At 39.7% G+C, this 15,710-nt stretch carries 13 protein-coding genes; 10 read left to right on the top strand and 3 right to left on the bottom strand.

Annotated features, from left to right (window positions below; translation table 11 throughout):
• The first annotated feature begins 61 nt into the window (after positions 1-61).
• From ahpC to MKY71_RS17230, 4 genes are all read left to right on the top strand, one after another.
• Entirely contained in the window at positions 62-625 is a 564-nt protein-coding gene (gene ahpC / locus MKY71_RS17245; RefSeq protein ID WP_339174218.1) for an alkyl hydroperoxide reductase subunit C, read from the top strand.
• 212 nt (positions 626-837) lie between these two features.
• Positions 838-2,394 carry an alkyl hydroperoxide reductase subunit F gene (gene ahpF / locus MKY71_RS17240; RefSeq protein ID WP_340733468.1) on the top strand — a complete coding sequence of 519 codons (1,557 nt, stop codon included), beginning with the start codon at positions 838-840 and terminating at the stop codon, positions 2,392-2,394.
• A 93-nt stretch (positions 2,395-2,487) separates the two neighbouring features.
• Positions 2,488-2,781 carry an RNA polymerase alpha subunit C-terminal domain-containing protein gene (locus MKY71_RS17235; RefSeq protein ID WP_445265727.1) on the top strand — a complete coding sequence of 98 codons (294 nt, stop codon included), beginning with the start codon at positions 2,488-2,490 and terminating at the stop codon, positions 2,779-2,781.
• Positions 2,782-2,866: 85 nt separating this feature from the next.
• Positions 2,867-3,088, top strand: coding sequence for a hypothetical protein (locus tag MKY71_RS17230; protein ID WP_339174214.1), 222 nt, complete (start codon positions 2,867-2,869; stop codon positions 3,086-3,088).
• Positions 3,089-3,209: 121 nt separating this feature from the next.
• Here MKY71_RS17230 and MKY71_RS17225 read toward each other — a convergent pair whose 3' ends face one another.
• Positions 3,210-4,085, bottom strand: a complete 876-nt coding sequence (locus tag MKY71_RS17225) for a MerR family transcriptional regulator (RefSeq protein WP_339196441.1) — start codon at positions 4,083-4,085, stop codon at positions 3,210-3,212.
• Between the two features lie 178 nt (positions 4,086-4,263).
• Here MKY71_RS17225 and MKY71_RS17220 point away from each other — a divergent pair, with 178 nt between their 5' ends.
• On the top strand, positions 4,264-6,465 hold the full coding sequence (locus tag MKY71_RS17220) for an MMPL family transporter (RefSeq protein WP_340733466.1): 2,202 nt from the start codon (positions 4,264-4,266) through the stop codon (positions 6,463-6,465).
• 78 nt (positions 6,466-6,543) lie between these two features.
• Here MKY71_RS17220 and MKY71_RS17215 read toward each other — a convergent pair whose 3' ends face one another.
• Both MKY71_RS17215 and MKY71_RS17210 read right to left on the bottom strand, forming a co-directional pair.
• Positions 6,544-8,280 (bottom strand): ABC transporter ATP-binding protein, encoded by a 1,737-nt coding sequence (locus tag MKY71_RS17215; RefSeq protein ID WP_340733465.1) that lies wholly within the window; start codon positions 8,278-8,280, stop codon positions 6,544-6,546.
• Complete coding sequence (locus MKY71_RS17210) at positions 8,280-10,022, bottom strand: ABC transporter ATP-binding protein (RefSeq protein ID WP_339174204.1); 1,743 nt, start codon at positions 10,020-10,022, stop codon at positions 8,280-8,282. The genes MKY71_RS17215 and MKY71_RS17210 overlap by 1 nt, the downstream gene beginning before the upstream one ends.
• 593 nt (positions 10,023-10,615) lie before the next feature.
• On the opposite strand from MKY71_RS17210, the gene MKY71_RS17205 reads away from it, so the two are divergent.
• The 5 genes from MKY71_RS17205 to MKY71_RS17185 all read left to right on the top strand — a co-directional run bounded on the left by MKY71_RS17205 (position 10,616) and on the right by MKY71_RS17185 (position 15,669).
• Positions 10,616-11,122, top strand: coding sequence for a fructose-2,6-bisphosphatase (locus MKY71_RS17205; RefSeq protein ID WP_339174201.1), 507 nt, complete (start codon positions 10,616-10,618; stop codon positions 11,120-11,122).
• A 17-nt stretch (positions 11,123-11,139) separates the two neighbouring features.
• Positions 11,140-12,720, top strand: a complete 1,581-nt coding sequence (locus MKY71_RS17200; RefSeq protein ID WP_340733464.1) for an amidohydrolase — start codon at positions 11,140-11,142, stop codon at positions 12,718-12,720.
• 155 nt (positions 12,721-12,875) lie between these two features.
• Positions 12,876-14,498, top strand: a complete 1,623-nt coding sequence (locus MKY71_RS17195) for a glutathione ABC transporter substrate-binding protein (RefSeq protein ID WP_340733462.1) — start codon at positions 12,876-12,878, stop codon at positions 14,496-14,498.
• A gap of 109 nt (positions 14,499-14,607) precedes the next feature.
• Positions 14,608-15,114 (top strand): DNA-deoxyinosine glycosylase, encoded by a 507-nt coding sequence (locus MKY71_RS17190; protein ID WP_340733461.1) that lies wholly within the window; start codon positions 14,608-14,610, stop codon positions 15,112-15,114.
• 84 nt (positions 15,115-15,198) lie between these two features.
• Positions 15,199-15,669 (top strand): DinB family protein, encoded by a 471-nt coding sequence (locus MKY71_RS17185; protein WP_340733460.1) that lies wholly within the window; start codon positions 15,199-15,201, stop codon positions 15,667-15,669.
• The last annotated feature ends 41 nt before the right edge of the window (positions 15,670-15,710 follow it).

The raw sequence follows: 15,710 nt of genomic DNA, 5'->3' as shown, positions 1-15,710 counted from the left end.
GGTAATAATAATTATTTTATAATAATTATTTCATTGATATTTATATAGGAGGAATTTTAAAATGGCATTAATCGGTAAAGAAATCGCACCATTCGCTGCAAAAGCATTCCACAAAGGTGAATTCATCGACGTATCTTCAGAAAACTTCAAAGGACAATGGTCAGTAGTATGCTTCTACCCTGCAGACTTCACATTCGTTTGCCCAACTGAGTTAGAAGACTTACAAAATGAATATGCTACTTTAAAATCTTTAGGAGTAGAAGTTTACTCTGTATCGACTGATACACACTTCACTCACAAAGCATGGCACGATACTTCTGATGCAATCGGTAAAATTGAGTACATCATGATTGGTGACCCATCTCATACAATTTCTAAAGCGTTTGACGTATTAAATGAAGAAGACGGTTTAGCAGAACGCGGTACATTCATCATCGATCCAGACGGTGTTGTACAAGCATTAGAAATTAATGCTGGCGGTATCGGCCGTGACGCTTCAATTTTAGTGAATAAAATTAAAGCGGCTCAATATGTACGTAACAATCCAGGTGAAGTTTGCCCAGCTAAATGGGAAGAAGGCGGCGAAACTTTAACACCAAGCTTAGATCTTGTAGGTAAAATCTAATCTGAGTAGTAAATAACAAACAAGTAAGCGACAAAAACAACCTTTATGGCTTGGTTTTTGTCGCTCTGTTTTTAACTTGAGATAAGAATGGGAAGCTCTCTACCTTCTAAATTAAATAGGAAAGAGGTGGAAGGCTGGCTGTATTAGAGAGAGAATCGCCGCTTATTTTTCGGGAGAGAACGATAAGTGGTATTCATACAGCAGCTTGTGCAGTGTTAGATAATCAGATTAAAGCGCAGTTACAGCAGTATTTATCAATGCTGGAAGGTGATTTATTAATTAAAGTGAGTGTTAATGACGACAAAACATCGCAAGAAATGCTCAATTTAGTTGAAGAGCTGGAAAAGATGTCACCCCGCATTACGGTACAGCATGCAATATTAGAACGTACACCGAGTTTCAGTATTAATAAAGTAGGCGAAGGGGAATCTGGTGTTACGTTTGCTGGATTACCACTTGGTCATGAATTTACTTCATTAGTTTTAGCGCTTTTACAAGTTTCAGGTCGCGCACCGAAAATCGATGCAGCTGTTGTAAAACGCATTCAGGCGATTAAGCAACCATTGAAGTTTGAAACGTACGTAAGTTTAACTTGTCATAACTGTCCTGATGTTGTGCAGGCATTAAATATTATGGCAGTTTTAAACCCGAACATCTCGAACACGATGATCGAAGGTGGAGCATTCCAGTCTGAAATTAAAGACCGAGACATTATGGCAGTACCTACTGTATTTTTAAACGGCGAAAACTTCGGTGGCGGTCGTATGGAGTTAGAAGATATTTTAACAAAGTTAGGTGAAGTATCGGACGGCTCGGAATTTGCGGATAAAGAAGTATTTGATGTATTGGTAGTAGGTGGTGGTCCTGCAGGTTCTGCGGCTGCTATTTATTCAGCGCGTAAAGGGATTCGTACGGGTATCGTGGCAGAACGCTTCGGTGGCCAGGTTAACGATACGCTATCAATTGAAAATATTATCGGGACAAAGGCTACAGAAGGTCCTGCTTTTGTATCGAGCCTGGAAGCGCATGTATTGGACTATGACATCGATGTGATGAAATCGCAACGTGCGGCAAAAATCGAGAAAAAAGATCTGATCGAAGTGACGTTAGAAAATGGTGCGGTATTAAAAGGGAAAACAGTTATCCTTTCTACAGGGGCTCGCTATCGTCAGCTTGGTGTACCTGGTGAGGAAGAGTTTAAAAATAAAGGCGTTGCGTATTGCCCGCACTGTGACGGCCCGATATTCAAAGGGAAAGATGTTGCGGTAATCGGCGGCGGTAACTCAGGCGTAGAAGCAGCAATCGACTTAGCGGGTATTGTTAACCATGTTACGTTACTGCAACGCAACGGTGAGTTGAAGGCAGATAAAGTGTTGCAGGAGCGTGTTCGCGGCCTGAAAAACGTTACAGTAATTACAAATGCTTCAACTACTGAAATTACAGGAACGGATAAAGTAAATGGTCTAACGTATAAAGATGTTGTGACAGGTGAAGAAAAGCATATCGAATTACAAGGTGTATTCGTTCAAATTGGTTTATTGCCAAACACAGAATTCCTTGAAGGAACTGTAGAAATGAATGCGCATGGCGAAATTGTTATCGATAAGCACGGTGCAACTAATATTCCTGGAGTTTTTGCAGCAGGCGATTGCACAGATACAGTATACAAGCAAATCGTTATTTCGATGGGCTCTGGGGCAACAGCTGCTTTAGGTGCATTCGACTATATGATCCGTAATGTAGATTCACTTGAATTTGTAGAAGCATAATTATAAAATCCGTTGTACGTAAAATCGTGCAACGGATTTTTTTTAAGGGTAAAATAACGGTAATTAAATCAAGCTTAACGAGAGTTGGTGAGAATGGTGAAAAGGGAGCGAACATTGCGTATTTGTCCAAAGGGACACCGATATTATAAAAGTACAGATTGTGGAACTTGTCCTAAATGCGAGCAGGCTAATAAACCGTCAAAAGGATTTTTATCTCGTTTAACTTCACCTGCACGAAATGCCTTAATAAATGCGGGCATTACCGAGTTGGAGCAGCTTGCTGAATATACGGAAAGTGAAATTTTACAATTGCATGGGATTGGACCTTCTTCGATGCCTAAATTAAAACAAGCGATGGCTGAGAAGAGCTTAAATTTTAAAAGTTAAAAATGTTAATGCTTAAAAGTAAAAGTGTAAGCATCTCTAATTTCGGGTAATAGATAAGAGACCATTCGAAAAGGAGGCTTTTATAATGAAAGACGATAAAATAAAACATAAAAAGCTCGACAATCCGGATTTATTGAATACCGAAAAGGAAAGCATTTTCGATATAGATGAGGAAATGAAATTTGTGGATCCAATTCCGATGGAAGAATTGAATGATCAGGTGAAAGATGAAAAATATCGTGCGAACACGAAAACTACTTCCGGTAGTGAGCGTAAAAATTCGCCGGACGAAACGAAAGATAAGTAATTTACAAATAAAGTTTAGAGGTTGGCCATTTTGCAAATTAGGCAAAGTGGTCAATTTTTGCTGTTCGAAATTAATCAGCAAAAAGCCCGCTGTAAATGAACGCAGCGAGCTTGGTGTGAAACTACGAAAGACTGACGGGAGGAAGAATATCATCAATTGTTCGTGCTAATTTTAACGCCTTTAACTGGAACTGTTCATAAAAGGCTTCTGTCCCTGCACCACCGATATAAAAAGAAATATGCTCGTGAACTTGTGCCAATTTTTCTAGGGTATGAATAGATTGGGCGAATTCATTGTAAGCAATCTCGGTAGATCCTGTTAATAAAACAATTGCCGGCTTTTTTAACGCGATAGCAGATTGTATCGCAGTTGGTGCTGGTGAAGGACCGAGCATAAGTGTGCGGTAACCCCGCAACATACATTGGATGAGCAGAATTTGCATAGGGATTTCATGTCTTTCTCCAGGTAGACAGCTCCCTAATGCGAGCGGCGCATCGTCCGGAACATAAAAATGTCGACGAAGGTGGCTTAAAAAGTCGCGCACTGTTTGACTGCTTATTGCTTCTTGGTATTCACCCCAGGCTTTTTCGCACCAAAGCTGTCCAACTTCGTGAAGGAAGGGAACAACAATGTCCCGAATCAGTTTCTCTACACCAAATTTATGGTGAGCCTGTTCGAGCAAATGTAATATTTTATGCTCATTCGCATCGGTACCGGCCTGAATTAGTGCTTTGTGGAAGTACGATACAGGGTCTTCTTCCGGTACATCCTTATTTTTAATATAGTGATCGACCGCTTGTTTGATCGTCATGCCGCTATTCACATACTGTTTCAGCTGCAATAACGTTTGAACTTCATCTTCCGAATATACGCGATAACCATTGTCTAATCTGTCCGGTTGAATGATCTGGTAGCGATCTTCCCATTTTCGGATCAGTTGTTTAGAAAGATTTGTTAAGTTAGATACTTGTTGTATTGAGTATGTTTTTTTAGTCATATTTTACCACCTTCTAAAAGGAATCCTTGTTAAACTCTATTCAACCGAAAAATAAAGTACTTGTCAAATGTTTTTCGTATACTGTACAATGTTTGTATAACATGAAGTGAGGGGTATTATAAAAAAGCGCCATCACCTTGCAATATTTGGAAGAAATAAAATAAGAGGAGGCTATGTGATGTCTAAACATCCATTGGAAAAATGGGGAACTGTAATGGGCGGTAAGAAAACACGTTGGGTCGTTTTGGCTTTATGGATTATGCTTGCCGTTGTATTTGCACTTATCTTTCCGCAAATTAATAGTGTTGAAAACTTTGTAGGCGATGAAATCCCTGATACTTATACATCAATTCAAGCAGGAAAAATTATGGAGGAAGAATTTTCTTCTGACAGTGGGATCCCGCTATTAATTACTTGGTATAACGAATCAGGTCTTACAGAAGAAGATTTGACAAATATTCAAGGGTTATACAAACAGCTGGCGGATGATCCGTTAGATGGGCAGGAAACAATCCCGCCATTCCATGAACTTCCCGTTTCAGCATTAATGGGATCACTTTCCGAGAACGGTGCAGCACTTGTTACACCTGTTTTCTTTTCAACAGATAAAAATTCAGATGTCTTAAAAGAAAATTTAGCGATTATTAAAGAACGTACAGAAAGTCAATTTGGCGAAAATCCATATGATAATAATTTAGAAGATGAAGGACTTCATGCTCGATTCTCTGGACCGGTTGGTATTTCGATTGATGCGACAGATCTATTCAAAGCAGCTGACGTACAACTAATGGTTGCCACTGTAATAATCATTTTAGTCATCTTATTAGTAATTTACCGTTCGCCAATTTTAGCGATTATCCCGTTAATAGTTGTAGGGATTGCGTATTTAGTTGTAAGTCCACTCTTGGGCGTGATGGCTGAAAACGGATGGATCGATAAAGACGCACAAGCGGTAGCGATTATGATTGTACTATTGTTTGGTGCAGGTACGGACTATTGTTTATTTTTAATTACACGTTACCGAGATATATTGCTGACTGAAGACAATAAATTTACAGCATTGGCATCGGCTGTGCGTGAATCGACAGGTGCAATCGTCATGAGTGGCTTAACAGTAGTTATCGGTTTAGCGACATTGGCATTGGCAGATTATGGGGCATTCCAGCGTTTTGCGGTTCCGTTTAGCTTTGGTGTATTAATTACAGGTTTTGCAGTAGTTACATTGCTGCCGGCTATTCTTGGTATTTTAGGTCGCGCTGCGTTTTGGCCATTTGTTCCACGTACGGAAGAAGCTGAAAAAGCACATGCAAAAAAGAAAAACAAACCATATAAACAACGTAAACCTAATCACCGCTATATGCGCAAGATCGGTGAATTTGTTACTTCGAAACCATGGCTTGTCATAATTGTTGCAGGAGTAATATTAATTGGTTTAGCATTCGCTTCAACAAATATTAAGTACAACTACGATTTAATTTCTTCCTTCCCTGAAGATATGCCTTCACGTGAAGGATTTAAAATCATTGAAGAAAACTTTACACCAGGTGAATTAGCACCGGTTCAGTTGTTAGTAGACAGTGAAGGAACGGATTTGAACATTACTGAGCAACTATTAAGACTCCCTTATGTCGGTGTAGTAAAAGAAATGCGTAAAGGGGAAACAAACAACAACATTCAGCTTTATGAAATTGATTTGGATAAAAATCCATACTCGAATGAAGCGATGGATGATGTTGAGCAAATGAAGGACGATGTTAAAGAAATACTTGCTGATAAAAATCTGGAAGACGGCAAATTCTGGATCGGGGGCGAAACGAGTTCGCAACTTGATACTAAAGTCGTTCAGTCAGGCGATGAAAAAATCATTCAACCTGTCATGATTATTATTATTTTCGTCGTATTATTAGCCTACTTACGTGCCTTAATCACATCGGTTCAATTAATGGTAACAGTAGTGATATCTTTCTTCGCTGCTTTAGGTGCAGGCTGGCTGATCATTCATTACGGTTTGGGACATGAAGCAATGGCTAGTTCGATTCCGTTGTATAGTTTCGTATTTATTATCGCATTAGGTAATGACTATAATATTTTCATGATTTCTGATATATGGAAAAACCGCAAGCGCGGTATTGCACATCGAGAGGCCATTTCAAATGGTATAGCATCAACAGGTGCGGTTATCACATCTGCTGGTCTGATTTTAGCTGGTACATTCCTAGTATTAGCGACATTACCAATCCAACTGCTAGTACAATTCGGGATCGTAACAGCGGTAGGGGTATTGCTAGATACATTTGTCGTACGTCCATTACTTGTACCGGCGCTCATTACGGTGTTTGGTAAATGGTCATACTGGCCGAACAAAAAGCTCGAAAAATAAGAAAAAGCGTATAGCTCCCTAATTTTAAGGGACTATACGCTTTTTTTAGTGTTATACGGGCGCATTAGCGCTTTTGTTCTAGGAAGTTAATGAACCGGATTGCAGACGATACATGAGTTCATACTTTCCGCCAAGTGCGACAAGTTCATCATGGTTGCCTTGTTCAACAATTTCACCACGGTCCAATACTAAAATTTTATCTGCATTTTTAATAGTTGAAAGTCGGTGAGCGATAATAAATGTTGTACGACCTTTTTTCAGTACATCCATTGCATGTTGGATAATTTCTTCTGTTTCTGAGTCAATGTTCGATGTCGCCTCATCCAGAATAAGAATAGCCGGATTAAATGCAAGCGCTCGCGCAAATGAAATTAACTGGCGCTGACCAGAAGAAAGCGTACTGCCTTTTTCGATTACAGGCTCATCAATTCCTTTTTCGAATTTTGATAATACACGATCGCCTCCGACTGCTTCGAGTGCTTTTTCAACGGTTTCTCTTGAAATCCGCTTATCATTGAGGCTAATGTTCGAAGCAATTGTCCCAGTGAACAAGTAAGGGTCCTGCAATACGATTCCCATATGTTCACGAATTGCTTGACGGGGTAGCTTCGTAATATCTTTTCCATCAATAATGATGCGGCCTTTTTGCGGGTCATAGAAGCGGAACAATAAATTCATGATCGAACTTTTTCCTGAACCTGTATGACCGACAAGTGCAATTGTTTCGCCTTCTTTTGCTTCAAAGTTAATATCCTTCAACACATACTCATCATTTTTATAGGCAAATGATACATGATCAAATACAACATTACCTTTATAGCGTTCAATTCGTTCTTTACTTACAGTTTCCCCTTGCTGATCCAGCAGTTCAAATACCCGTGAACCAGCAACAAGTGAACGTTCAAGCTGGGAGAACTGGTTGACTAAATTCGTAATCGGATTGAACAGACGCGTAATATAATCAACAAATGCATACAGCGTACCCGCTGTTATCGCTTCAGGCAATGTCATCGATTGAGTACCGAAGTAAAAAACAAATACGGCAAACATTCCTAGTCGTAAAATGTTGACAAGGTTATGTGACGTCGCGGAGTCCAGCATTAAAAGTTTACGATTGTATTTATAATGTTCGTCATTCATCTCATCGAACTCTTGCTTCATCTGCTCTTCACGGCGGAATGCCTGAATAATCGTCATCCCGTTGATCGACTCATTGATCATTGCATTAATATCCGCAATTTTTGTTCGAATAATATGATTGTACTGGGAAGCAAATTTTCGGTATAAAATCATCCAAATATAAACGATCGGAACGAGTAATAGAGCAAAGAGTGCCATTTTCCAATTTAAAATAAATAAGGCTATATATACCCCTGCAATGGTAATAAAGCTGTTCGCAAATTGCGAAAGTACAGTTACATACAGATTTCGAATTGCTTCGGTATCATTTGTGACACGGGCAACAACTTTCCCGGCTGGTAAGTTATCGAAGTATTCAATTGGCAGCTTTTGAATATGTCCGAATACATCTTTCCGTAACTGCTGAATAACGAAGTTTGCACCACGTTGTAAAAAGATGAACATTAAATAACGGAACACAGCAGTAAGCACAGATAATAGGAAGAAAATCGACAGCAGTATCGCAATCGGTTCTACTTGCAAATTACCTGGTTCCATATAATGGTCGATAATATATTTCGCGATGAACGGTCCTGCAATATCAGTTGCGACCGCAATTGTTAATAAAGCTAAGCCGATTAAAATCGGTTTTTTAAATTTTAAAGCATAAAGGTACAGTCGTTTTGATGTACTCATTATTGCTCCACCTCCTCAAGCTGCTGGCGGTCAAACTGTTCTTTGTACCAGCCACCTAAGCGAAGGAGCTCTTCATGTGTACCTCGTTCAACGATATAACCATCATCCAGCACGATAATTTCATCCGCATGCTGAATACCTGACAGGCGGTGTGTTGAAATGATTGTTGTTTTTCCAGCGCGCTCTGTTTGTATATTTTCGATAATTTTTGATTCTGTTTTAGCATCGACAGCAGATAAAGAATCGTCCAAAATTAAAATTTCGGGATCTTTAATCAATGCACGTGCAATGGATACACGTTGCTTTTGGCCACCTGATAAAGATACACCTTTTTCACCAACAAGCGTCTCAATACCAAGCGGTAAATTGGACAAATCTTTCTCGAAATCTGCCAGTCGAATGGCTTCTTCAATTTCACTGTCCGTTGCATTTTCTTTCCCGAATAAAATGTTTTCTCGGATTGTACGTGAAAATAGTATATGGTCCTGTGGCACATAGCCGATCCAGTCCAAAATTTGTTCTTTTGTCATTTTTGCCAAGTCCGTATCATTAATAGCAATTTGCCCATTGCCTAACGGATATTCACGCAGCAGCTGACGAATAAATGTCGTCTTTCCTGAACCAGTTTTACCGACAATGCCGAGTGTTTGCCCTTTTTTGAGGTTCAGGGAGATTTGCTGCAAGTTTTTCACCTGAGATAGAGGGTACTGGAATGTAAACTCAGAAAACCCGATAGAATTCGGTACATGATGCGTCATTGGCGAAGGAGGATTTTGAACATCCGCTTCATATTCCAATGTATCCTGTACACGGTCAAGGGAAGCACTTCCTTGCTGCATAACATTAATAAGCTCGCCAATAGCAAACATCGGCCAAATTGCCAAACCTAAATAGACGTTAAATGAAACGAGCTGACCGACCGTTAGCTCATTATTTGAAACAAGAACAGCACCATAGCCTAATGCGATTACATAACAAATACCCGTTCCGATTTTCGTAATTGGCATAAAAAGTCCGTTAATATATGCAACACGCATATTTTTGGCGAAAATGTTCTCACTCATTTCCGAGAAGCGTTCTTCATCTTTTCCTTCTTGAACATATGCGCGGATTACACGCGTTCCTGCAACAGATTCAAGCACGTTGTCATTCATCTCACCGAATGCATCCTGTGCTTTCATGTAGCGTTCATGAACAATTTTCCCTAAATATTGAATGATTATAGCCATTATTGGAATCGGGAGCATTGCAAAAAATGTCAGCTTCCAAGAGATGAAAAAGCCCATCGCTAAAATGATCAGTGCCATATAGACCGTCGAATCAATGAGGGTCATAATACCGAAGCCGGCAGTTAATGTAACGGCATTTAAATCGTTTGTGGCTTTGGCCATCAAGTCACCAGTACGGTTTTTTTCATAAAACGTCGGCGTCATTTTTAAAAACTGATGCATCAGTTTTTTTCGCAAAATACGGTCAAGTGTAATGGAACCGCCAAATAACTGATATTGCCAGATGAAATTTAAAGCGTAGCTCACGATGGCAGCCCCAATAACGAAGCCTACATACTTCAGCAGCAGCATCTGAGTCATGTCTCCACTTGTCATATCATCAATGGCCTCACCTAAAATCCATGGAGGCAAAACTTCGATAAAGCTCGCCAGCATTAGGAGTACAATCGCAATTGTATATTGCTTACGGTACATTTTTAAAAACCATTTTAATTTCACAAAAACATTAAACATTACGTATACCTTCTTTCTTCAAAGTTGATCGTGTTGCTACCCATCATCGTATCGATCCATTTTTAATAGTTTTCGGTGCAAAAAGATAGTCATATAAAGCCCTCCTGTAATTTTGTTACACTAAAATGCATCGTACATTTATTCACATGTTTAATGCCTGCATGATGTAAACAAAAAAGACACCTTTCCAATTTTTCGAAAAGGTGTCAAAACGAAAAAGGGCACAGGGGAATCCATACCTGTGCCTTTTATTTACATGTACGTGCAAAATTAAAACAAAAGTTCAGGTTAGGGCAATATGAAATTGTCGCTTTTGAAATGTGTAAATTTACAATTGATGTGTTCATATCCCTTAACTCCTTTCCTTGTTTTAATTTATTTAGTGTTCCTTAATATTAGTGTAGGCAATTATCGTTGTCAATATTTTTTGAAAACATTTTATTTTCAGTGTTGTAATTTATTGTATTTATTATAATTAAATAGACTTAGAGGATTCCGACTGTAAATGGTACTCATAAAAGTCACTGGAAGTTTGAAAATTGTTTGTTAATTCTGTATCTTGAAAGTAATACATCAAAAGGAGTGATACAACAATGAAGAAATTGTTAATGGTCGTGCTATTTGCGCTTGTACTCGCAGCATGCGGGACAAAAGAGACGAGTGATGATGTAAATAATGTCCCGGGAAATAATACAGACGATGTGACACAGGGTAGCCCTGAAGTGAAAGAGGAAAAAATCACTTTATATAAGTCAGATGATAATGCGGAAAATACCGTACCATTTGATGAAAATTTTGATAGCAGTGAAGAAGAACTAGTCCCGTTTATTTTCTCAAAAGTAAATGAACATGATGTAGAGCTGCTGGATTATACGATGGAAAATGAAGATAAAACCTTAGTGCTTAATTTAGGTGACGATATATACACGATTCAAGGTTCAGCAGGTGCCAATATGTTTGTTGAAACATTAGCGCGTTCTTATTTTGAGAATTTACCTGAATTGCAGGAAGTGACGTTTTTATATAAAGGATCGGATGAACCAGTCTTGGATCATATGAATATAGGATTACCATATAAACGAGAAGATTTTGATATGTAGACGGGGGATAGCTGAAGATGAAGCAACTATGGACTAATGGCACGATATATACGATGGAACAAGAAGGCGCAACTGTACAGGCGGTGCTTGTTCAGGACGGTAAAATCGTAGAAACAGGAACATTCGATGAATTACAAGTATATGCGGATGACATTATCGATTTGCAGGGTGCAGTTATGTATCCAGGTTTTGTAGATAGCCATCTCCATATGATTGGACACGGTGAAAAGTTGTTGCGTCTTGATTTGACAGTAGCTACAAGCGGTGAAGAGCTTGTAAAACTGGTGAAAAATGCGGCAGCTCAACTTCAGGAAGGGCAGTGGCTCATTGGGGATGGCTGGAATGAAAATCAATTTACAGATAGCCGCATCCCAACGAAAGAAGAATTGGATGCAGTAACGAATAACCCTGTATTCCTTAATCGTGTGTGCCATCATGTTGCCTTAGTCAATTCAGCTTCACTTCAATTGGCGGGGGTTACAACAGGTACTGAAGATCCGGCAGGCGGAATGATAGGACGGAATGAAAATAATGAGTTAAACGGATTGTTGTACGAACAGGCAACGAGTCTAGTATCTTCATTATTCAAACAAGAGGGAGATAGCTATATTGAGAGCTTAGCGCAGTCATTGCAGCTGGCGATTGAACATATGCAATCTTACGGATTAACTGGCGGGCATACAGAAGAGATGAGTTATTATGGTCATTATTTGAATCCATTGACTGCCTATCACCGTGTAGTTGGCGAACGGAAGCATTTCCGAGTTAATTTATTGCGTCATCATACTGTATTCGAAGAAATGGTTACAAACAATGCGCCATTTAATGAACCCTTTATTGAACCGGGTGCGATGAAAATTTTTGCGGATGGTTCGTTAGGCGGCTCTACTGCTGCACTTTTGGCACCCTATGCAAATGATGAACAAAATAAAGGGATGCTTATTCATACTGATGATCAAATGGAAGCACTCATTCAATTAGCGCGTAAATATAATGAAGCGGTAGCCATTCATATAATCGGTGATGGGGCAATGGAACAGGTGCTACAGTATTTAGAAAAATATCCTGTAGCTGACGGGAAGCGCGACCGACTGATCCATTGCTGTGTCGTATCAGAAGAACAACTTGCCCGAATGAAGAAGCTTCAAGTTATATTGGATTTGCAGCCGGCCTTTGTTACATCAGACTATCCATGGGTAACGGAGAAACTTGGTGAGAACCGTGCTGGTCATCATTATGCGTGGAAAACGTTTATAGAAGAAGGGTTTATATGTGCTGCAGGTACTGATGCGCCGATTGAAGCAATGAGTCCATTTGAGACAATCTATGCGGCAGTCGAGCGAAAGAAACCGACAGATGCACATGAAGGTTATGACCCTAAGCAAAAGCTTACACGTTTTGAGGCAGTAAAAATGTACACGGTTGGAAGTGCCGAGGCAATTTGCAAGGAAGACGAGCGCGGCTATATCCGAAAAGGATATGATGCAGACTTTACAATTCTCGATACAGATTTAATGAAATGCAGCCCGGAGGAAATTCTTCAGACAAATGCATTGCTGACAGTTGTTGGAGGTACGATCGTTTATAAAAGAGACTAGGATAATAAAAGAATCACAAAATAATGTGGTTCTTTTTATTTTGAAATATATCCTAGTAAACATATAGTAATTATATAATAAGGGGTTGCTATTATTTCCAATAAAAGTTAATATATTAAAAACAGAAAATTCAGTTAAAAAGGAGGAAGGTAAGAATGAAGTTACAAAAAGTATGGTGGCTATTATTGTTTTCTTTTATCCTCATATTGGCTGCATGCAGTAATGACGAGGAAACATCTCCAAACAGTTCGGCCGATTCTAGTGCCGAAACGGATGCTGGTAAAGATTCAGCTACAGAGAATACATCATCAGAAGGCGGCGAGCTTGTAATTGAAGTTCTTTCGGAAGCAGTTGAACTAGATCCACACGGCTCAAATGATGTCCCTTCATCAAATGTACAACGCAATATTTTCGAGACATTAGTTGTACGCAATTTTGATACTGGTGAGATCGAACCTTTATTAGCAGAGTCATGGGAATATCTCGACGATTTAACATTGCAGTTAAAACTGCGCCAAGGGGTAAAGTTCCATGATGGGACAGATTTCAATGCGGAAGCGGTTAAAGTGAATTTAGATCGTCTGCTTGATCCGAATATAGCATCACCTCGTCTTTCTAATTTTGAACCGATTAAAGAAGTAGTCGTTGTCGATGACTATACAGTACAGATTAAAACAGAAGAGCCATATGGACCGTTGCTGTTTGCATTAACACATCCGGGCGGCAATATGATGAGTCCGGCGGTTATTGAAGAAGATTATAAACGTATGGAAAGTGGCGGTGAAGCGCGTGCATACGGAAATGAAAATCCGATCGGCACTGGCTTCCTGAAGTTAGAGAAGTGGACACCTGGTCAGGAAATTCGTCTTGTAAAAAATACAGAATACTGGGGTGATCAAGTAGCCTATGATTCTGCTGTATTTAAAACAGTGCCGGAAAGTGCAACACGGGCGGCTGACTTGGAAGCAGGCTATGCGCACATTATCGACCCGGTACAACCAACAGAAGTACCGCTTGTCGAAGGGTTTGCCCAAGTAGTAAAACAGCCTTCTGTTTCCATTTCCTATTTAGGTTTCAATACAGAAAAAGCGCCATTTGATAATCCGAAAGTACGTCAGGCCATTTCAAAAGCGCTTGACCGTGAAGCGATATTAAAAGGCGTTTATGATGGATTTGGTGTTCAGGCATTTGGCCCGCTATCACCAATGGTATGGGGTTATAACGAAGAAGTGGCGAAACAGGACACTAATATTGATGAAGCAAAGAAATTGCTGGAAGAAGCGGGCTTCCCGGATGGATTTAAAACGACAATCTGGACAAATGATAACCCGCAACGCCAGCAAATTGCAATCATCCTGCAAGAAACGTTAAAGCAGCTCAACATTCAGGTGGAAATTGAAGTAATGGAATGGGGCGCTTATTTAGAAAGAACATCTAAAGGTGACCATGATATGTTCATGCTTGGATGGGCACCTTCTACAGGAGATGCGGACGGGGCACTTTACCCGCTATTCCACACTTCTGATATCGGCAATAACAACCGTACACGTTACAGCAATAAAGAGCTGGATGAGCTATTGGAAGTTGGGCGCATTGAGACAGACGAAACGATTCGCATGGATATTTATAAACAGGCACAGGATATTATTATTAATGAAGCACCTGCAGCATTTATCCACCACCAAGCTTATTTAACTGGCTATGCGAATAGCGTTACAGGCTTCTCAATCGATGCTACTGGCATTTATCAGATCCAAAACGTGAAAATTTCACAATGATTTAAAATAAGTACTGTTCACTAACCAGGCTATTTGGGGGAGTGGACAGTATTTTTGTTTGGAAAATTTATTTATAATAAGACTGACTATAGCGAAGGGATGGGAAACGATGGAGCCAATCCGAAACATATTACCTCCGATTGTGGATGAAACGACTAAAGTGCTTATCCTTGGATCGATGCCAGGAAAACAATCGCTGGAGAAGCAACAATACTACGGCAACCGACGGAATCACTTTTGGCCGATTATGGGAAAGCTTCTAGCAACAGATATTCCGGAAGACTATAACGAAAGAATCGCACTTCTTCGTAAACATCATATAGGGCTGTGGGATTCGATCGAAAGCTGTGAACGCGAAGGCAGTCTGGATGCAAAAATAAAAAATGAAGTACCGAATAACTTTTCGGAGCTGTTTATTAGTTATCCGCAAATACAGCTTGTCTTATTTAATGGCGGGAAGAGCTTCGATGTTTTTAAAAGACATATCGGACTTGAGGTGTTGGACGGACGGGCATATAAAAAAATGCCATCAACCAGTCCGATTCCGGGAAAGAATATTAAAACCTTTGATGAAAAAGTTGAAATATGGAGCATCGTGCTAAATTATTTATCTTAATCAAAAATCTTACTTGTTGATTGATAGCGCAATGCCATCAACTTCGGTATGATAAAAACAAATCGTAGTAAAGGGGAAATATTTATGTATCGTGTAGCAGAAGATTTCGTAAAAGATTGGGCAATTTCATCTAAGGGTGCATTGAAAGTAATGCAAGCAATTCCGGATGACAAAATGCATATCGCCATCGTAGATGAGCACAATTCATTAGGATGGTTATCTTGGCATTTAGTAAGTGTAGCAGGCGCATTCGGCCACTTTGCAGGATTACAAATTCCGGGACCAGGTCCTGATATGCCGCAGCCGGAAACAATGGCTGAAATTACGGAGAAGTATGAAATGGTGCGCGAAGCGTATAAAAAAGAAGCGGCAGCATTAACAGAGGAACAGCTTTTAGAAGAAGTACCTGCTTTTGGGGGGATGATGAAGCGCGGTGAATTACTTCGCACAGTAATCACACACCAAACACATCATGTTGGCCAAATGACAGTATTACTTCGCCAAGCAGGCTTAACAGTACCACCAGTAATGGGACCTACAAAAGAAATGCAATAAGATTTAAGCCCCGAACATGTTTCGGGGCTTATTTTATAAAA

It is taken from the genome of Solibacillus sp. FSL W7-1324 (assembly GCF_038008025.1).
Taxonomy (GTDB): domain Bacteria; phylum Bacillota; class Bacilli; order Bacillales_A; family Planococcaceae; genus Solibacillus.
The sequence above is the reverse complement of the archived record's forward strand: the minus strand, read 5'-3'. Positions and strand labels throughout refer to the sequence as shown.